Source organism: Gemmatimonadaceae bacterium, assembly GCA_035533015.1.
Classification (GTDB): domain Bacteria; phylum Gemmatimonadota; class Gemmatimonadetes; order Gemmatimonadales; family Gemmatimonadaceae; genus JAGWRI01.
In genome coordinates, this window is sequence record DATLUQ010000013.1 from 167,246 (window position 1) to 185,344 (window position 18,099).

The window sequence follows — 18,099 nt, forward strand, 5'->3', positions numbered from 1 at the left end:
ATTTGAACTTATGGGTTCAGAACAGCTCACCAGTCGCGAGCGAACCGTACTCGAGGCCGTGATCCAGACGTACGTTGAAACTGCCGAACCGGCGGGCTCGCGAACGCTCTCGCGGCGGTTCGGGCTAGGGGTATCGCCGGCCACGATCCGGAACACGATGAGCGATCTCGAGGAGAAGGGATTCCTCGCCCACCCGCACACGTCTGCCGGCCGCATTCCCACCAACAAGGCGTACCGCGCATTCGTGGACTCGCTGCTCACGCGCGGGCAGGTAGCCGTGGTCGAACGCAACCGGCTGGCGCACGACATTGGCCGCGCCGATTCGCCCATCGAGACGATCCTCCGCCGGGCGGCGCAGAGTCTTGGCGTACTGGCGCAGGAGTTGGGCGTGGCGCTGGGACCCACGCTCGCCAAGACCGTGCTGCGGAGTCTCGACCTCGTGCGCGTGAGCAGCGAGCGGCTTCTCATGGTATTGCAGCTTGAAGGGGGCGTGGCGCGCACGGTGTTCGTGGAGGTGCACGGTGAGATCGCCGACGGCGTGCTGGTGGAGGTGACGGCCGTGCTCAACGAGCGTCTGGCCGGGCTCAGCCTCGATCAGATCAGCGCGACCGTAGGATCTCGGCTGCGCGATACGTCGGCGGGTGCCGATGCGCGCGAGTTGCTCAACATCTTCGTCCAGGACGCCGGCGTGCTGTTCGGGCCGACCCTGCCACTGGCCGATGGGGCGCTGGTGCTGGGGCAGGCTTCGGTGCTGGCCGGTCAGCCCGAGTTCTCGGAGGCCGAGCGGCTGCGCCGGCTGCTCGATCTCACGGAGAGTCCCCAGTCGCTGGCCGACGCCATCCGCGGGCGGCCGCAGGCGCACGGCATCTCGATCACCATCGGGCACGAGCACGCCGATCCGCGGTTGGAGGATTTCACGATGGTCACGGCGGAATACCACGCCGGTTCGCTGGCCGGGGTGATCGGCGTGATCGGCCCCACGCGCATGCCCTACGACAAGGTCATCGCCCTCGTCTCGCACACATCGCAGCTGCTCACCGAGCTGCTGGATTGAGAGTTCACTAATGGCAGATTTCTACTCCGTGCTCGGCGTGGTCCGCACGGCATCGGACGAGGACATCAAGAAGGCCTATCGCAAGCTGGCGATGACCTACCACCCCGACCGCAATGCCGGGTCCAAGGACGCCGAGGAGAAGTTCAAGGAGATCACCGAGGCATACGACGTGCTGCGCGATCCGCAGAAACGCGCCGCGTATGACCGGTATGGTGAAGCGGGGCTGCGCGGCGGGGCCGGGGCGGCGGGGTTCCACCATGTGGATCTCTCCGAAGCGCTCGGCATCTTCATGCGCGACTTCGGCCTCGGTGGCTTCGAGGAGTTGTTCGGCGGCGTCGCCGGTGGGGGACGGACGGCTGGCAGTGTGCGCACCGGCGCGGACGTGCGCATCACCATTCCGCTCACCCTGGCCGAGGTCGAGGCCGGGGTGGAGAAGAAGGTCACGGCCAAGCTGCTCGACACGTGCGGGCCCTGTCAGGGCACGGGCGCGGAGCCCGGAACGCGCGTGGAAACGTGCCCCAGTTGCGGGGGGGCGGGCGAGGTGCGGCGGGCGCAGCGGTCGTTCTTCGGGCAGTTCCTCACCGTCGTGCCATGCCCCACCTGCAAGGGCGATGGCACGATCATCCAGGCGCCGTGCAAGAAGTGCCGTGGTGAGGGCCGTGTGCGCGCTGAGCGGGAGTTGAGCATCCAGATTCCGGCCGGGGTGGCCACGGGGCAGTACATGACCATGCGCGCGGCGGGGAACGCCGGTGCGCGGGGCGGCCAGCGTGGCGACGTGCACGTGGTGTTCGAGGTGGCCGAGGATCCCCGATTCGAGCGCGATGGCGAGGATCTCTTCACCGAAGTGCTGGTCACCTATCCGCAGCTCGCGCTCGGCGCAGACATCAACGTGCCGACGGTCACGTCGAGCGTGTCGCTGCGCGTGCCGCCGGGAACGCACAGCGGGCAGATGTTCCACCTCAAGTCGCGCGGGTTGCCGCGCGTGAACGCCAACGGCACCGGCGACCTCCACGTGCGCGTGCAATTGTGGACTCCCGATCGCCTGAGCGACGAAGAGGAACGGCTCATCAAACAACTGGCGACGGTGCAGGCGAGCGTGCCCGTGGGAGGGCGCGAGAAGAGCTTCTGGGCCAAGATGAAAGAAGCGCTGGGTGCGTGAACTGGACCACCGTACGGGTGCGGCCGGCGGTGCACCGCGACGAGGTGCTGGCGGCGATATTCGCGGCCGGGGCGGGTGGCGTGCACGAGGACGGCGATGCCTTCGTCACGCAAGTGGACGAGGCCGTCGATATTGAAGCACTCATAGCGGCCATCGGCCGGGCCGACCCCGGGGCGACGGTCGAGACGGCGCCGCTCCCGGCGGTGGACTGGACCGAGGCGTGGAAGCGCGGTGTCACGGCCCACGACGTGGGTGCGCTCACCGTCACGCCGCCCTGGCTGGCCGAAGGGCGCGACCGCGCGCGTACCATCGTCATCGAGCCCGAGATGGCGTTCGGCACCGGCGAGCATGCCACCACGCGCGGCGTGCTCGCCCTGGCGCAGGGGGTACTGCGGCGCGGCGATCGCGTGGCCGACCTCGGAGCCGGAAGCGCGGTGCTGTCCATTGCGGCGGCGAAGCTCGGCGCGGTGAGCGTTGCCGCCATAGAGCTGGACCCGGACGCGATTGCCAACGCCGAATGGAACGTGGCGGCGAACGGCGCCGCCGATCGCGTGACCGTGATTCTCGGCGATGCGGCGGTGCTGCTGCCGCTCGTCGCACCGGTGGACGTGGTGCTCGCCAACATCCTGTCGACGGTCATCCGTGGGCTGCTTCCGGCCATCGGCGCCGCGCTGGCGCCGGGCGGGCGCGTCGTGTTGAGCGGCATCATGACGTCGGAGCGCGACGAGATGCGGGCCGTGCTCGGGACCAGCGGCTGGCGCGTCACCGCCGAATACGAGGAGGAGGCGTGGTGGAGCGTCGCGGCGGTTCGAGCCTAGCCACCTTCTTCGTCGAGGGCACCCTGGGGTCCGGAGTGCCGGTGTCGCTCTCCGAAGCCGCGGCGAAACATGCGCGGGTGCGGCGGCTGGAAGTGGGCGACGAGGTGCGGCTGACGGACGGGCGGGGCACCGTGGCGATGGGGGCGCTGATACGGCTGGATCACCGGGCCGGCGAGGTGGAGGTGGCGTCATGCGCGCGCGTGCCGCGGCCCTCGCCCCTCGCATTGCTCGTGCCCGTGGCCGACCGCGATCGCATGCTCTGGCTGGCCGAGAAGGCCGCCGAGTTGGCCGTCACCGACTGGCGTCCGGTGCTCTACGTGCGGTCGCGCAGCGTGTCGCCGCGCGGCGAGGGCGAGGCATTCGCACGCAAGGTCCGGGCACGGATGATCGGCGCGTTGGAACAATCTGGGGGCGCCTGGCTACCGGCGATCCACAACGAAGCGTCGCTCGGCGAGGCGCTCGCCGCGTGCGCCGATGCGCGCGGCTTGGTGCTCGACGCGGACGGAGCGGCGCTGCCGTCGCTGGCGCCATTCGGCGCGACGGCGATTGCCGTGGGGCCGGAGGGCGGATTGGAGCCGGCCGAGCGCGACGAGTTGGCGGCGTGCGGTTGGCGTGCCGCGTCGCTCGGGGGGACGACGTTACGATTCGAGACGGCGGGGGTCGCGGCGGCCGCGATGGTCCGCGCCGCGCAGGGCCGTTGACCGAGCCAGGAGGCTTCGTGTCCGATAATTGTCTGTTCTGCCGCATCGCGCGGCACGAGATACCGACCACCGTCGTCGTGGAGAACGACCAGTTCATGGCGTTCCGCGACGTGCACCCGCAGGCCCCGGTGCACATCCTGATCATCCCCAAGGCGCACGTGGCATCGCTGAACGATATCGGCGATTTCGCGATGGTGGGCAAGATGACGCAACTGGCCACCGAGATCGCCGAGCAGGAGGGCATCGCGCAGCGCGGGTATCGCGTGGTGATGAACACGAATGCCGACGGCGGGCAGACGGTGTTCCATCTGCACCTGCACTTGATGGGCGGGCGGTCGCTGGGCTGGCCGCCGGGGTGAGGGGCTAGGCCGGCGTCGTCGCGATCTCGCGCGGGAACTCGAGGTGGTGCTCGAGTTCCTCGCGGGCAGCGAGCAAGCGCTCCACCTCGCGTGATACTTCGGCCGCGATGTTCAGGTGCGTCGTCAGCCCGTCGACCGTGGCCGAGCCGGCGTGGAGGCGGAGCAGATTCAGCCGGATGGTTTCGAGCGCGCCGACGGTGTCGGTGAGCTTGTCGTGGATGGCGTCGCGCGTGGCTCGCACGTCCGCGTAGGCCTCCGACGCGCCGCCGTCCGGCGCCTCGGACAGCGCCTCCTGCAGTTCGTTGTACTGGGCGCGGAGCAGCTGCGCATCGTGCTGCAGCCGGTCCAGCACCTTCGGCAGATCGCCGAGGGCGAGGCGCGTCTCCTTGGGTAGCGTCTCGAACAGGTTCTCGGCGGCTAGTCCGAGCGCCAGTTCCGTCGCCCGATGCGTCATCACGGCGGAAGCCTTCCGGCGCCCCACGAGCCGACGCGCCATGGCGAACACGACGCGGCCGATGCGGCCGGTCCAAACGCGCTTCCAGAAGTTCCCGTCCACATCGTCACGTTGCTGGACGGCGGTCAGGTACCCCAGCGTGGAAAGGAATGCGCTGCCAGCACAGAATGCGAAAAGCGATATGCCCCACCCTGGAATGGTGATGGGGCCCAGAATCCTGGGTCCGAACGCGGAGCCGAGGATCCAGATGGTCGTTCCCGCGAGACCAAGCCCCGATGTCAGAGCCAACTGGCGGAGCGGAGTCTCGAACTTCGCCAGGCTGCGCCCGTATTGGGCCGCCCGCTCCTCGCGCGCCTGCTCGATCTCAGCCTGGAACGCCGGAGCCACGTCGGCCTGAGCGAAGCCCTGGCGGAGGAGCCGTCCGGCGGCGTGGACGAGGTAGGCCAGCGGACTGAGCACGCCCAGCGCGGCCAAGGTGCCATACGCCGCGGCGGTCCCGAACAGGCTGGACACGCCGACCGTCACCCCGAGCAACGCGAACGGAAAGATGATAGTGCCACCGCCGTTGAGGCGAGCGCCGTCTTTCGCGAAGACGCGCAACGCAACCGGCAGTTCCCGTCGCTGCTCGATCGCCACACCGAGTTGTGCGGCTACCGCCTCGGCGCTGGCGGGCCGCTGGTCCCGCGATTTCGCCAGGCAGCGGTCCACGATCGCCGCGATCTTGCGCGAGACCGGCGCGCCCATGGAAAGCAGGGGCGCGGCCGGCTCCGTGACCTGCTTGGCCAGCACCTCGGTGGGCGTCCTGCCCTCGAACGGCAACCGGCCCGTGAGCGCGTAGAACGCCGTGACGCCAAGTCCGTACAGATCGCTCCGGCCATCCAACTCCTGCCCCAGCGCCTGCTCAGGGCTCATGAACTCGGGGGTGCCAGAGATTCCCTCGCCGGTGGCGTCGGCGCTCACGGCGGCGATGCCGAAGTCGGCCACGAGCACGCGCCCGGTGCCCGATTCCAGCAAGATGTTGTCCGGCTTCACGTCGCGGTGAACGAGTCCTTGCGAATGGGCGTGGGCGAGCGCCCAGGCCGCGTCGCGCATGATGCGCGCCGCTTCGGAACTCGACACGGGGCCGCGGAGGCGCACGCGTTCCGCCAACGTCTCGCCGTCCACGTAGGCCATGGCGTAGAACACGAACCCCGTGCTCTCGTCCACCGCGTAGATCGGGATGATGTTCGGGTGCGATAGCTTGGCGGCCAGCCGCGCCTCTCGCAGGAAGCGGTCGCGCAGGGCGGGGTCGGCGGCCCGCTCCGGAGGTAGCAGCTTGATGGCCACCGGCCGGTCAAGGTGGACCTCGCGGGCTAGGTAGACGACCCCCATGCCGCCGCGGCCCAGTTCACGGTCAATCGAGTAGCGGCCGGCCAGCGCGAGCTGGAAGGTGACGAACAGCGAATCGGCGGGGGAGCCAGGCAGCGTCATGCGCCAGTATATACTAATCCCGCCGTATTTCCCCCAGCATTGACACCGCACCGGCGCTGTCGCTAAACTAAAGGGCTACGCACACTTATCCGGCGCCGCAAACGCCACGAAGGGGGGAGAGAACTATTGTCGGAAGTCATCATCCACGACGATGAAAACTTCGAGCGCGCGCTCAAGCGCTTCAAGAAGAAGTGCGAGAAGGCCGGAATCCTGTCCGACCTGCGCAAGCATCGTCACTACGAGAAGCCGAGCGAACGCCGCAAGCGCAAGCTCAACGCCGCCATCCGCAAGAACCGCCGGACGCGGTCGACCTAAGTGTCCGCGTTGATTGGGCAGCTGCACGCCGATCTCAACGCGTCGCGGAAAGCGCACGACAAGCCCGCCACGCTCCTGCTCGGCACGATCATCGCCGACGCCAGGAACCGCGAGATCGAACTCCATCGCGACCTCACCGACGAGGACGTGGTCGAGGTACTCCGGCGCGGCATCAAGAAACGGCGCGAGTCGATCGAGATGTACGTGACCGGCAAGCGGGAAGAGCTCGCGGACAAGGAACGCCACGAAGTCGAATTGCTCGAGAAGTATCTGCCCGCCGCCGTGGATCCACAGGAGATCCGCGCCGCCGTCAAGGCGGCGATCGCCGCCGGCGCCGCCAACGTGGGCGCCGTGATGGGCAAGGTCATGCCGCAGTTCAAGGGGCGGGCAGAGGGCGGGACCATCAACGCGATCGTACGCGAGGAACTCGCCCCAAAGGAGTGACGGTGTCCACCATGCACCCCACCGGAACCCGAATGGGCGACTCTCCCCGCCCGTTCGGGTTTTGCGTCCCGCCCCGGTAGCCCCGTGAACGCCCACGCCCTCGCGGTCCTGGAATTCCCCCGCGTGCTCGCCCTGGTGGCCGACCGCGCCACCTCGTCGCTGGGGGCCGCCCGCGTGCGGGGCCTCGCCCCGCGGATCGACCGTGCGTGGCTCGACGCCGAACACGCCCGGGTGGCTGCCGTGCGCGCCCTGCGCGCGGGCGAGGCCCCCTGGCATCCGGAGCCGATCCCCGACGCCACTGCCGCCCTCAAGCGGCTGCGCGTGGCGGGCAGCCGCTGGACGGCCGAGGAACTGCGCGCCGGCGGTCAGCTGCTCCGCTCGTCGCGCCGCACGCGCGAAGCCCTCACCGACCCCAGGACGCCGGCCGTCGCCCGCGCGGTGCTCGACGCGCTAATTAGCAAACTAATATCGCAGCGCATGGTCGAGGACGCCATCGACCGGACGTTCGATGATGAGGGGGCCGTGCGCGACGACGCGTCGCCCGAACTCAAACGGCTGCGCCGCGAGCTGCGACAGGCGGAGGGCGAGCTGGTGCGCATTCTGGAGCGCGCCATGGCCCAGATCCCGGCGCACCACCGGCCAGTGGACCTCTCAATCACGATCCGCAATGGCCGCTACGTGATCCCGGTACGGCGCGAGGGGCGCGGCGCCGTGGGCGGCATCGTCCACGACGCCTCGGCCAGCGGCGGCACGCTGTTCGTCGAGCCGCCGGCGGCCATCGAGTTCGGAAACCGGATGCGCGAGCTGGAAGCTGCCGAGGTCGAAGAGATCGAACGCATCCTCACCGAGCTGACCGAGCGGGTGCGCCCCCTGTACGAGCCCATGGTTGCTTCGCTCGACGCGCTCTCCGAACTCGACGGGCTGTTCGCGCGCGCCCGGTTCGCCGATGAATTCGACTGCGCCAGCGCCACGCTCGGCGCACCGGACGAAGGGTTCGACATCGCCCGTGGCCGGCATCCGCTGCTCGTGGCCCAGGGCATTCCCGTCGTCCCGTTCGACCTCAAGATGGAGCCCTCCGAGCGCACCCTGCTGGTGTCGGGCCCCAATACCGGTGGCAAGACCGTGCTGCTCAAAGCGCTGGGGCTCATCTCGGCGCTCGCGCAGTCGGGCATCCCCGCGCCGGTGGGACCGGCGTCGCGCATTCCCGTGGTGGACGACTTCTTCGCCGATGTCGGCGACGAGCAGTCCATCGAGGCCAGTCTCTCCACCTTCAGCGCGCACCTCAAGAACCTGGCCGAGATCATCCGTCAGGCCACGCCCGACTCCCTCGTCCTGATCGATGAGTTGGGCTCGGGAACGGACCCACAGGAGGGCGCGGCCTTGGGCTGGGCAATTCTCGAGTCCCTCACGCGGCGCGGCACGACGACCATTGCCACCACGCACCTGGGCACGCTCAAGGAACTGGCGGCGCACCAAGCCGGCGTGGTGAACGCCTCGCTCCAGTTCGACGCCGTGGCCCTCGCGCCGACGTATCGGCTGGTCAAAGGCGTGCCGGGACGGTCGTACGGGATCAGCATCGCGCGGCGGCTGGAGATGCCCGAGGCGATCGTCGAGCGGGCCGAGGAGCGGATTCCACAGAACGAACGCGACACGCGGGATCTGCTGGAACGGCTGGAGGCCCAGGAGAAGGAGCTGGCATCGCGGGAGGCCGAGTTGGAGGCCGTGCTCGAGGACGGCCGCCGCCGCATGGCGGACGTAGCCCGCCGCGAGCATGCCGTGCATGAGCGCGAACGCGAGGTGGAGCGCGCGGCGCGCCTCGAAGCCCGCCGCTATCTGCTCGATGCCCGCCACGACATTGAGCGGACGATCCACGAACTCAAGCGGTCGGGCGCCGACGCGATCGAAGAAGCGGGGAGGGAAGCGCGGCAGCGCGCCGAACGGCTGGCCGCCGACCATGCCGAAGCCTTGGCGGCGCTCGACGCGGCCGAGGCACGCGGGGCCGCCGAGCGGGCTCGGGGGCCGGCGGCCCCCGTGGCGCTCGCCCCGGGCGTGCGTGTGGCGGTGGGCACGTTGGGGGGCAAACCTGGGCGGATCGTGAACGTGCGCGGCGCCGAAGCCGTGGTGGCCGTGGGGTCGCTCAAACTCACCGTGCCGCTGGGTTCGCTGACCGCGACCGCCGAGCCGCAGCCCGGAGAAACGGCGGTCGCGTGGTCGGGTGACCTCCCCGAAGCGCACGCCCCGAGCGAGATTGATCTGCGTGGCCTGCGAGTGGACGAAGCGGAGAGCGTGGTGATGCAAGCGATCGATTCGGCGGTGCGCGCCGATCTGCGCATGCTTCGCATCATTCACGGCAAGGGCACCGGTGCCCTGCGCGAGCGCGTCTCGGAGATGCTCAAGAAGGATTCCCGTGTGAAGCAATTCCGACTGGGCGCCTGGAACGAGGGTGGCGCGGGCGTGACCGTGGCGGATCTGGCGTGATTCCGGACGACGTTGTGGAGCGCGTGGCCGACGCGGCCGACATCGTGCAGATCATCGGCGAGCACGTGAAGCTCAAGCGCGTGGGCCGCACGTGGCGCGGCCCCTGTCCCTTTCATCAGGGCACCCACCCCAACTTCTCCGTCACGCCGGGCGGCGGGTACCGCTGCTGGTCGTGCGGCGAGAAGGGCAGCGTGTTCACCTTCGTACAGAAGCGGCTCGGCATGGACTTCGTGGACGCCGTGAAATACGTGGGGCAGAAGGCGGGGATCGACGTGCAGGAGGTGTCACGGAAGCGCGAGGGCCCCGACGCGCGCGAGCCGCTGTGGGAGGCCAACGCCGCCGCCGCCGAGTACTTCCGGCGCATGTTGTGGGAAGGCGAGTCCGGCTTGGCAGCGCGCGAGTATCTGGCGCAACGCGAGGTGAACCAGGAGCAGGCCGACCGGTTCATGCTCGGATTCGCGCCACGCGAGATCGGCCTCATGCGGGCGCACCTGCAGACGCTGGGCTTCGACGACGAACGCCAGTTGCTGGCCGGGTTGCTCGTGAAGCGGGACGAGACGGAGGAGCCGCGGCCGCGGTTCCGTGGACGGCTCATGTTCCCGATCCTCGACGCGCAGGGCCGCGTGGTGGCGTTCGGTGGGCGGCTGATCGGGTCCGGCGAGCCCAAGTATCTCAATTCCGGGGAATCGCCCACGTTCATCAAGGGGCGCACGCTGTATGGCCTGTCGTGGGCCAAGAACGCCATCCGGCGTAGCGACCGCGCGATCCTGGTGGAGGGCTACTTCGACTGCGTGCGGTTGATGATGGCGGGGGTGGATGATGTGGTGGCGCCGCTCGGCACCGCGCTCGCCGAGCCGCAGGCCGAGCTGCTGCGGCGCTACACCCGCAACGTATACCTGCTGTACGACAGCGACACGGCGGGGCTCAAAGCCACCTTCCGCGCCGGCGACGAATTGCTGCGCCTCGGCATGTCGGTGCAGGTCGTCACGCTGCCGGAGGGGGAGGATCCCGACAGCTTCGTGCGCGCGCACGGCAAGGAGAAGCTCGAGGAACACCTCGCGCAGGCGATCGACGTGTTCGAGCGGAAGATCCAACTGCTCGACCGCGGCGGATGGTTCGGCGATCTGAGGCGCAAGCGTCAGGCGCTGGACCGGCTGCTGCCCACGCTCCGCGCGGTGACCGATCCGATCACCCGTGACCTGTATATCGCGCGGACGGCCGAGGCCGCGGGGGTGAGCCGGGACCTCCTCGAGCGCGAGATTGGACACGGTCCGGAGCCGGTGCGGGGGGGCGGGGGACCGCCGGACGCGCCGCCCGAGTATTACGAAGAGAGCGCCCCGGAAGTGCCGCGGCGTGCGGTGCGCCGTGACCCGCGGCGCACGCCCGGGGTTAGGACTGAATGGGAGCTGGTGCGTGTGATGTTGCAGCAGCCGACGTATGTTGAGACGGTGGCGGAACGCGTGGGACCGCAGGAATTCCGCGATCCGGCGCTGCGCGCGATCTACGCGCGGATGGCCGCCGCGGCGACCGAACGTTCCACGGAGCAGCTGGCGGCGGGGCTCGACGACGACGCGACCGCCGTATTGGAGCAGTTGCTCGAACAAGGCGGTGGCGACGAAGACGTCGAGCGTACGGTGAAGGATTGTCTTGCAGCGCTGCAGTTGGAACGGCTGCAGGACGCGCTGCGGGAGATCGATCGCCAGCTTCCGCTGGCCACGGGCGCTGAGCAGGACGCGCTCATGGTGCGCAAGCAGCAGTTGACGGACGAGTGGCGCTCTTTGGGCGGGCGCGGCTGGAAATCGTTCGGTAGACCACGCCCGTGACCAGGGAGAACGGTACGTGCATCAGGATGTGGTGATCTTATTGGAGGTCCAGCAGCAGGACGCGGCCATCTTCCAACTCGAAGACCGGCTGGCAGCGCTGGCGCCGCGGCTGGCGGCGCTGGAAGCCGACACGCAGCGTGCCGAGCACGCGCTGGCCGAAGTCCGTGCCGGCATCGAGGCCGAGGAGAAGCGGCAACGCGACGCACAGTTCCGGATCGATCAGCACCGGGAGTTGTTGAAGCGGCATGAGCAGGTGCTCAACACGGTGACCTCGCCGCGCGAGGCGGCGGCCGCGGTGGCGCAGACGGAACAGGCGCGCCGCATGCTGGCCGACGACGAGCAGGAAATGGCGTCGATCCACTCGCGCGTCGCGGAACTGCGGTCGCACGCTGCGGAGCGCGAGAAGGACGTGGAAGCCACGCGCGCCGCCCAGGCGGGGGCACGGGAGACGCTCGCCGCCGAACGTGGAGAAATCGAGCGGGCGGTGGCGGCTGCGCACGCGGAACGCGATGCGCGTTCCGCAAACGTCTCGCGCTCGCTCCTTACGCGGTACGACCGGATCCAGAAGCGACAGCGGTCGGTGGCCCTGTACGCGCTGCGGGGGCAGTCGTGCGGCAACTGCGACACGATCATCCCCATGCAGCGGCGGAACGTGATGGTGGGCTCGGGCACGCCGGAGGTCTGCGAAGGGTGCGGAGTGCTCCTGTACGCAGGCGAATGATGGTTGTTGAGGTGGGCTGCCGGACATAGCTTTCGCGCGTGACCGTCCCTGAAATCCGGCTGCGGAGCCGCACCCGGTGGGTGATGGCGGCGGAGCCCGACGCGCACGCCGTTGCCGAACTGGCCGCCGCCCTGCACCTGCCCGAGACGGTGTGCCGGTTGATGGTCGGCCGTGGGCACGCCGACCCGGAGCAGGCCAAGCGCTTCCTGCGGCCGCGGCTGGAGCACCTCCACGAGCCCTCCACGCTGCTCGACCTGGACCGCGCCGTGGAGCGCCTGAGCCACGCCATCCGCGGCGGCGAGGTGGTGCTCATCCACGGCGACTACGACGTGGACGGCATGTGCTCCACGACGATCCTGCTCAAGACGCTGCGCGCGTTGGGCGCCAACGCCGTGCCGTTCATTCCGCAACGGCTGCGCGACGGGTACGACCTCACCGACGCCGGAGTGCGGGCCGCGCAGGAGCACGGCGCGCGCGTCGTGGTCACCTGCGACTGCGGCACGAGCGCGCACGAGCCGGTACGTCGCCTCACGGCCGCCGGCGTGGATGTGATCATCACCGACCACCACCTGCCGGGCGGGCCGCTTCCCGACGCGTTCGCGATCATCAACCCCCAACGGCCTGGCTGCCCGTCGCCGGACAAGGACCTGGCCGCCGTGGGCGTTGCGTTCAAGCTCGCGCTGGCCCTCGTGCGCGCCTTCGGCGGCAACGAGCAGGCGGTGTACGAGATGCTCGACCTCGTGGCGCTCGCCACGGTGGCCGACATCGCCCCGCTGCGCGGCGAGAATCGCGTGTTCGTACGGTACGGGCTGCGGTTGCTCGCCGAGACGCGGAACGTCGGGCTGCGGGCCCTGATCCGCGCGGCGGGGCTCGACCGCAAGGCCATGACGGCCGGGCGCGTCGGCTTCATCCTCGCGCCGCGGCTCAACGCGGTGGGGCGGCTCGACCGTGCCATGCGCGGGGTCGAGTTGCTCACCACCGACGACGAATCCCGCGCCAACGCGTTGGCGCGCGAGTTCGAGGAGTTGAACGCCCGCCGCCAGGACCTGGACCGCCGCACGCTCGACGACGCGCGGCGCATGGCCGAGGGGCTGGACCTCGACCGCACGTACGGCCTCGTACTCGCCGGTGAGGGCTGGCACGCCGGCGTGATCGGGATCGTGGCCTCCCGGCTGGTGGAGGAGTTCGGGCGTCCCACGATCCTCATTGCGCTCGAGGGCGACGAGGGGAAGGGGTCGGGGCGCTCGATTTCATCGTTCGACCTGCACGGCGGCATCAGCCGCTGCCGCGACCTGCTCATCCGCTTCGGGGGGCACCGCGCGGCGGCCGGTGTGACCATCGCGCGGCACCAGGTTGCCGCGTTCGCCGAGCGGTTCAACGCGGTGGCGCTCGAGACGCTCACGGCCGACGATCTCGTGCCCGAATTGCGCACCGATCTGGAACTGCCCTTCGACGCGGCCACGGAGGATCTGGAATCGCTGCTCCGGCACTTGGAACCGTGCGGCGTTGGAAACCCGTCGCCCGTTCTCGTTTCGCGCGGTGTGACGTTGGGCGCCCCGCCCAGGGCGATCGGCAAGGACGGCCTCCGCCTGGTGCTGCAAGGGGGCGGACACACGCTCACGGCGATTGGTTGGGGGATGGCGGGCCGTCGTAGCGAGCTGGACCTGGGCCGGCCCATCGATGTGGCGTTCCGGCTCGAACGCGACGAATGGAACGGGGAATCGCGGCTGCAAGCCCGGCTGGCCGACTTCCGGGGCTGACCATGCGCATCGTGGGTGGAAGATGGCGTGGACGCCGCATCAAGCCGCCGGCAGACGATCGGGTGCGTCCCACCGCCGATCGCGTGCGCGAAGCGTGGATGAGCATCGTGTCGCCCTGGCTTCCCGATGCGCGCGTGCTCGATCTGTATGCCGGCTCGGGTGCGCTCGGGCTGGAGGCCCTGTCGCGTGGCGCGGCCGAGGCGCACCTGGTGGAGATTTTGCCGTCCTCGCTGCGGTGCATGGCGGACAATGCCGCAACACTGGGGGCGGGCGGCGCGGCCGTGATCCATCGCGGCGATGCGCTGCGATTCGCGCAGGGACTGGAGGCGCACGCCTACGACGTCGCGTTCGCCGATCCGCCGTATGGGCAGGGGTTGGCCACCCGGCTCGCGGAAGCCTGGCTGGCGGTGCCCTTTGCCGACATCCTAGGCGTGGAGCATCGCCGGGATGAGCATCTCCCGGGTGACGGCGAGCGGCGGGTCTACGGCGACACGGTGATCACGATCTTTCGCGTGGAATAGCGGTGGGCGGCGCGCGCGGCGGGTGCTATCATTAGCGGAGCGTGCCGGCGGAGGTTGAAGCGCCGCCGGCGGGAGCAGGCCGCGAGGACTCTCACGCCCCGAATGCCATGACGCGCACTGCCATCTACGCCGGAAGTTTCGACCCGATCACGCGCGGACACGAAGATCTGATGCTGCGCAGCCTCGGTTTCGTGGACCGGTTGGTCGTGGCCGTGACCACCAACGTGGCCAAGCAGCCCCTCTTTCCGGTGGCCGAGCGCGTGCAGTTGATCACGGCCGCAGTGGGCAACGAAGCGCGGATCGACGTGCGCGCATTCACCGGGCTGCTGGTGGATTTCGCCCGGCAGGTGGGCGCCACCCTGTTCATCCGCGGCCTGCGCGCGGTGAGCGATTTCGAATATGAGTATCAGATGGCACTCATGAACCGCCACCTGTCGCCCAATCTCGAGACGGTCTTCATGGTCCCGTCGCTCGATACGACCTACATCAGCGCGAGCCTGGTGCGCGAGGTGGCCAGGTTCGGAGGCGATCTGAGCGGCCTGGTGCATCCGGTGGTGGCCGAGGCCCTGCGCCGGAAGTTCGCTCCGGCATGAGCTTCCTGGCCGACGTCCGCGCGCGCGCCGCGGCGCTCCACCGACGCGTGATCTTTCCGGAGACGGCCGACGCGCGGACGCTCGAGGCGGTGCGGGCGCTCAAGGCGCAGGCCGTGGTGGTGCCGCTCGCGGTGCTGGATCCGGCGGCGCCCGCATCGCACGCCGCGGTGCGCGCCCTCGGCGTCGAGGTGGTCGATCCGTCCGCGGACGCGCGGGTGGACCAGATCGCGCACCTGCTGTACGCGGCGCGCCACGAAAAGGGGATGACGGAGGGCGAGGCCGCGCGGCTGGCCACCACGCCGCTGTACTTCGCCGACGGGTTGGTGCGGTTGGGTGTGGCCGACGCGTGCGTGGCCGGCGTGTGCCACACCACGGCCGACGTGCTGCGCGCGTCGCTGGCCCTGCTCGGTCCCGCCCCCGGTGTGCACACCGTGTCGAGCGCGTTCTACATGGTCGTCCCGCCGTTTCGCGGCACGGAGAACGACGAGGTGCTCACGTTCACTGACTGCGCGGTGATTCCGTATCCCACGGTCGACCAGTTGGTCGACATCGCGATCGCTGCGGCGCGCGACCGGCGGCGCATCGTGGGGGACGAGCCCGTGGTGGCGTTCCTGTCGTTCAGCACCTACGGCAGTGCCGGCGGTCCGAGCGTGGAGCTCGTCCGCCACGCCGTTCGGCTGACCCGGGCGTGCGCGCCGGACCTGGCGATCGACGGCGAGATGCAGGCCGATGCGGCGCTCATCGCGTCGGTGGCGGCCCGCAAGGTGCCCGGGAGCGTGGTGGGTGGGCGGGCCAACGTGCTCGTGTTCCCCTCGCTCGACGCCGGGAACATCGCCTACAAGTTGGTGCAACGCCTGGCCGACGCCACCGCGGTCGGGCCGATCGTGCAGGGACTCAAGCGGCCGTGCAGCGACCTTTCGCGCGGCGCGACGAGTGACGACATATTCCACGTGGCGGCAGTGACCGCCCTTCAGGCACACGACGGTGCGGCCACCGCCGCGCCGGCCCCCGAGGAGAACAAGGCATGAGCTTCACCATCACCAAGCAGGGCGACATTTCCATCGTCGAGATCGACGGCCAGTTGATCGTCGGCAACCGGCAGGAACTCAAGCAGAAGATGCTCGACGCGCTCGAGCACGGAGCACGCAAGCTGCTCGTCGACTTCACCAAGACCGGGTACATCGACAGCTCGGGACTCGGCGTGCTCGTCTCGCTCTCCAAGAAGATCCGCGAGCAGGGCGGGGAACTGCGGCTGGCCGCGCTCAACGAGGACCTGCGGACGCTGTTCGAACTGACCAAACTCGACACGCTGTTCCAGATCTCCGATAGCCGCGAGCAGGCGCTCGCGAGCTTCTGATCCACCAATCGAGTCGACGCTGACGCGAGGGTGAGCTCCATGCCTGGGCCGCGGGACCAGTTCCCGGAGGCGCGTATTCTCGAGTTCGAGATTCCGAGCGACGTGCGGTTCATCGAGCGCGTGGTCGAGGCCGTGCGCGCCGAGTGCCGGACGATGTGCTACACCGAGCGGCATGTCGCGCTCAACGTGCCGGTGGCGCTCACCGAGGCGCTCTCCAACGCCATCCTGCGCGGCAATGGCGAGCGCCGCGACCGGTCGGTGCTCATCCGGGCGCATGTCGGCGATGTGCGGTTGATCATGGAGGTGACGGACGAGGGCCAGGGGTTCGACCTCGATGCGTGTCTGATGGACCCGACCACCCCCGAGCGGCTGCTCAGCGAGGATGGCCGCGGCCTGTACCTCATGCTCAAGCTCATGGACCACGTAGAGCGTGTGCAGGCCCAACGGGGCAACCTCGTGCGCATGATCCTCAACCGCGCCTCATGAGCGATCTCACCTCGGTGCTCTCGGCGTTCAAAGAAGCGACGCGCTGCGAGGCGGCCGTGTGGGTCGAGCCGCGCGGCGGCGGACCGCCGCGCTGCGAGGCAGCCACCTATCGCGCTCCACCCCCCGAGCGATGGACGGGGCCGTCGGAGGGCGCGCAACGCGTCTCCACCCCGGACGGCCCCGCCCTCATCGCCACCGTGCCCGGGCCCCGGCACGCGTGGCTGCTCCTGGGGCCCAGTCCATCCAGCCGCGCCGCCCTCGAGACGCACCTCCGCTTCCTCCTCCCCGTCGTCTCGCACTTCCTCCAAGCGTCCCTCGAAGTAGAACACGCCGCAACCGAACTCGCCGACCGGTACGAGGAAATCAACCTCCTCTATACGATCGGAGAGATCCTCGGTCGTACGGTGGCGTTGGAGGAGGCGGCCCACACGATCCTCACCGAGATCTCCGAAACGGTGGGCGCCCGGCGCGCCAGCGTGCTCGTGTTCGACGAACCGTCGCGCGAACTCCGCGTGGTCGCCGCCCTTGGGGCACGCCCCGCGGCGCTGCCCTCCATTTCCGCCGATGACGAGTGCAGCGTTACGGCCCGCGTCTTCCGCACCATGCACCCGGAGATCGTCGAAGCCGCCGAATCACCGTGCCCGCAGGAGCGCGATCACCGCGACGGCGCCATGATGTCGGTGCCGATCCTCTGGAGCACGCCCCGCGGCGCCCAGGCGCTGGGGGTGGTCAATCTCTCGGGTCGGCGGAACGGCGAGCCGTTCTCCGCCGGCGATCAGAAGCTCATCGCCGCCATCGCCACCCAGATCGGCACAGCCATCCAGAACGCCCGCTTGGTGCGCCATTCCGTCGCCCAACAGCGGCTGTCGCACGAGATGCAGATGGCGCACGACCTGCAGATGAAACTGCTCCCCAGCGGGGCTGAACTGGCGGCCGACGCCGACGCCGCGGCGCGCGTGGTGCCGGCGGAAAGCGTGGGCGGCGACTTCTACAATTTCTTCCGGCTGGGCCGCGGTCGCGTGGGCGCGCTGCTCGGTGACGTGTCGGGCCACGGCTACCAGGCGGCACTCATCATGGCGCTCGTCATGAGCGCCTCGGCCATCCACTCCAAGACCACCGCTGATCCGGGTGAGACGCTCAATGCGCTGCTCGCGTCGTTGCGCGAAGAACTGACGGCCACCGAGATGTTCCTGTCGGCATTCTACGCCGTGATCGATCGCAGCAACGGCACGCTCCGCTACGCCAACGCCGGTCACCCGTCGGCGTTTCTCGTGCACGGCGACGGGTCGAGTGAACGACTGTCGGCGCTCGACCCGCCGCTCGGCCTCGGCGCCGAATCGCCCCACTCCGGCAAGCGCAAGTGGGACGCTAACGGCGACCTCCTGCTGCTGTTCACCGACGGCGTGAGCGACGCGCGCAATCGCGAGGGCGAGCGGTTCGGCGAGCGGCGCGTGCTCGACGTGGTCAGACGCCACTGCTCCGAAACGTCGTCGGCGATCGTCGAGCGCGTGTTCCAGGCGGTGGACGAGTTCCTGCGCGGCGCGCGGTTCCGCGACGACCTCACGGTCGTCGTGGTGCGGAGCTGA

At 69.6% G+C, this 18,099-nt stretch carries 18 protein-coding genes; 17 read left to right on the plus strand and 1 reads right to left on the minus strand.

From position 1 onward, the window contains the following. Positions 1-10 precede the first annotated feature (10 nt). The 5 genes from hrcA to VNF92_02960 are packed head-to-tail and all read left to right on the plus strand — an operon-like array spanning position 11 to position 4,091. Positions 11-1,054 (plus strand): heat-inducible transcriptional repressor HrcA, encoded by a 1,044-nt coding sequence (gene hrcA / locus VNF92_02940; protein HVA56819.1) that lies wholly within the window; start codon positions 11-13, stop codon positions 1,052-1,054. A 10-nt stretch (positions 1,055-1,064) separates the two neighbouring features. Continuing rightward, positions 1,065-2,213 (plus strand): molecular chaperone DnaJ, encoded by a 1,149-nt coding sequence (gene dnaJ / locus VNF92_02945; GenBank protein ID HVA56820.1) that lies wholly within the window; start codon positions 1,065-1,067, stop codon positions 2,211-2,213. Further along, entirely contained in the window at positions 2,210-3,031 is an 822-nt protein-coding gene (locus VNF92_02950) for a 50S ribosomal protein L11 methyltransferase (protein ID HVA56821.1), read from the plus strand. Before dnaJ ends, VNF92_02950 begins: the two co-directional genes overlap by 4 nt. After that, on the plus strand, positions 3,001-3,732 hold the full coding sequence (locus VNF92_02955; GenBank protein ID HVA56822.1) for an RsmE family RNA methyltransferase: 732 nt from the start codon (positions 3,001-3,003) through the stop codon (positions 3,730-3,732). The genes VNF92_02950 and VNF92_02955 overlap by 31 nt, the downstream gene beginning before the upstream one ends. A 17-nt stretch (positions 3,733-3,749) precedes the next feature. Next, positions 3,750-4,091 (plus strand): histidine triad nucleotide-binding protein, encoded by a 342-nt coding sequence (locus VNF92_02960; protein HVA56823.1) that lies wholly within the window; start codon positions 3,750-3,752, stop codon positions 4,089-4,091. 4 nt (positions 4,092-4,095) lie between these two features. On the opposite strand, the gene VNF92_02965 is transcribed toward VNF92_02960, so the two are convergent. Next, positions 4,096-6,015 carry a serine/threonine-protein kinase gene (locus tag VNF92_02965; protein ID HVA56824.1) on the minus strand — a complete coding sequence of 640 codons (1,920 nt, stop codon included), beginning with the start codon at positions 6,013-6,015 and terminating at the stop codon, positions 4,096-4,098. A 126-nt stretch (positions 6,016-6,141) separates the two neighbouring features. On the opposite strand from VNF92_02965, the gene rpsU reads away from it, so the two are divergent. The 12 genes from rpsU (at position 6,142) to VNF92_03025 (ending at position 18,099) form a co-directional block, all read left to right on the plus strand. Then, positions 6,142-6,330 (plus strand): 30S ribosomal protein S21, encoded by a 189-nt coding sequence (rpsU, locus tag VNF92_02970; protein HVA56825.1) that lies wholly within the window; start codon positions 6,142-6,144, stop codon positions 6,328-6,330. Then, positions 6,331-6,774, plus strand: coding sequence for a GatB/YqeY domain-containing protein (locus VNF92_02975; GenBank protein ID HVA56826.1), 444 nt, complete (start codon positions 6,331-6,333; stop codon positions 6,772-6,774). 84 nt (positions 6,775-6,858) lie between these two features. Continuing rightward, on the plus strand, positions 6,859-9,252 hold the full coding sequence (locus tag VNF92_02980) for an endonuclease MutS2 (protein ID HVA56827.1): 2,394 nt from the start codon (positions 6,859-6,861) through the stop codon (positions 9,250-9,252). Beyond that, positions 9,249-11,075, plus strand: a complete 1,827-nt coding sequence (gene dnaG / locus VNF92_02985; protein ID HVA56828.1) for a DNA primase — start codon at positions 9,249-9,251, stop codon at positions 11,073-11,075. The genes VNF92_02980 and dnaG overlap by 4 nt, the downstream gene beginning before the upstream one ends. Before the next feature lie 16 nt (positions 11,076-11,091). Next, entirely contained in the window at positions 11,092-11,796 is a 705-nt protein-coding gene (locus VNF92_02990) for a hypothetical protein (GenBank protein ID HVA56829.1), read from the plus strand. Between the two features lie 38 nt (positions 11,797-11,834). Next, positions 11,835-13,556 carry a single-stranded-DNA-specific exonuclease RecJ gene (gene recJ / locus VNF92_02995; GenBank protein ID HVA56830.1) on the plus strand — a complete coding sequence of 574 codons (1,722 nt, stop codon included), beginning with the start codon at positions 11,835-11,837 and terminating at the stop codon, positions 13,554-13,556. A 2-nt stretch (positions 13,557-13,558) separates the two neighbouring features. Beyond that, positions 13,559-14,077, plus strand: a complete 519-nt coding sequence (locus VNF92_03000) for an RsmD family RNA methyltransferase (protein HVA56831.1) — start codon at positions 13,559-13,561, stop codon at positions 14,075-14,077. A gap of 107 nt (positions 14,078-14,184) precedes the next feature. Then, complete coding sequence (coaD, locus tag VNF92_03005) at positions 14,185-14,670, plus strand: pantetheine-phosphate adenylyltransferase (protein ID HVA56832.1); 486 nt, start codon at positions 14,185-14,187, stop codon at positions 14,668-14,670. Further along, entirely contained in the window at positions 14,667-15,698 is a 1,032-nt protein-coding gene (locus tag VNF92_03010; GenBank protein HVA56833.1) for a phosphate acyltransferase, read from the plus strand. Before coaD ends, VNF92_03010 begins: the two co-directional genes overlap by 4 nt. Further along, on the plus strand, positions 15,695-16,027 hold the full coding sequence (locus VNF92_03015; protein HVA56834.1) for an STAS domain-containing protein: 333 nt from the start codon (positions 15,695-15,697) through the stop codon (positions 16,025-16,027). Before VNF92_03010 ends, VNF92_03015 begins: the two co-directional genes overlap by 4 nt. 39 nt (positions 16,028-16,066) lie before the next feature. Beyond that, a complete protein-coding gene (locus tag VNF92_03020; GenBank protein ID HVA56835.1) occupies positions 16,067-16,513 on the plus strand; it encodes an ATP-binding protein in 447 nt (148 codons plus the stop codon). Further along, positions 16,510-18,099, plus strand: a complete 1,590-nt coding sequence (locus tag VNF92_03025) for a GAF domain-containing SpoIIE family protein phosphatase (GenBank protein HVA56836.1) — start codon at positions 16,510-16,512, stop codon at positions 18,097-18,099. The genes VNF92_03020 and VNF92_03025 overlap by 4 nt, the downstream gene beginning before the upstream one ends.

Excerpts from the sequence above, each read along its gene's own strand:
- VNF92_03025 (HVA56836.1), top strand. The coding sequence starts at position 16,510 with ATGAGCGATCTCACCTCGGTGCTCTCGGCGTTCAAAGAAGCGACGCGC.
- VNF92_03000 (HVA56831.1), top strand. The coding sequence starts at position 13,559 with ATGCGCATCGTGGGTGGAAGATGGCGTGGACGCCGCATCAAGCCGCCG.
- VNF92_03015 (HVA56834.1), top strand. The coding sequence starts at position 15,695 with ATGAGCTTCACCATCACCAAGCAGGGCGACATTTCCATCGTCGAGATC.
- VNF92_03020 (HVA56835.1), top strand. The coding sequence starts at position 16,067 with ATGCCTGGGCCGCGGGACCAGTTCCCGGAGGCGCGTATTCTCGAGTTC.
- VNF92_02965 (HVA56824.1), bottom strand. The coding sequence starts at position 6,015 with ATGACGCTGCCTGGCTCCCCCGCCGATTCGCTGTTCGTCACCTTCCAG.
- VNF92_03010 (HVA56833.1), top strand. The coding sequence starts at position 14,667 with ATGAGCTTCCTGGCCGACGTCCGCGCGCGCGCCGCGGCGCTCCACCGA.
- hrcA (HVA56819.1), top strand. The coding sequence starts at position 11 with ATGGGTTCAGAACAGCTCACCAGTCGCGAGCGAACCGTACTCGAGGCC.
- dnaJ (HVA56820.1), top strand. The coding sequence starts at position 1,065 with ATGGCAGATTTCTACTCCGTGCTCGGCGTGGTCCGCACGGCATCGGAC.
- coaD (HVA56832.1), top strand. The coding sequence starts at position 14,185 with ATGACGCGCACTGCCATCTACGCCGGAAGTTTCGACCCGATCACGCGC.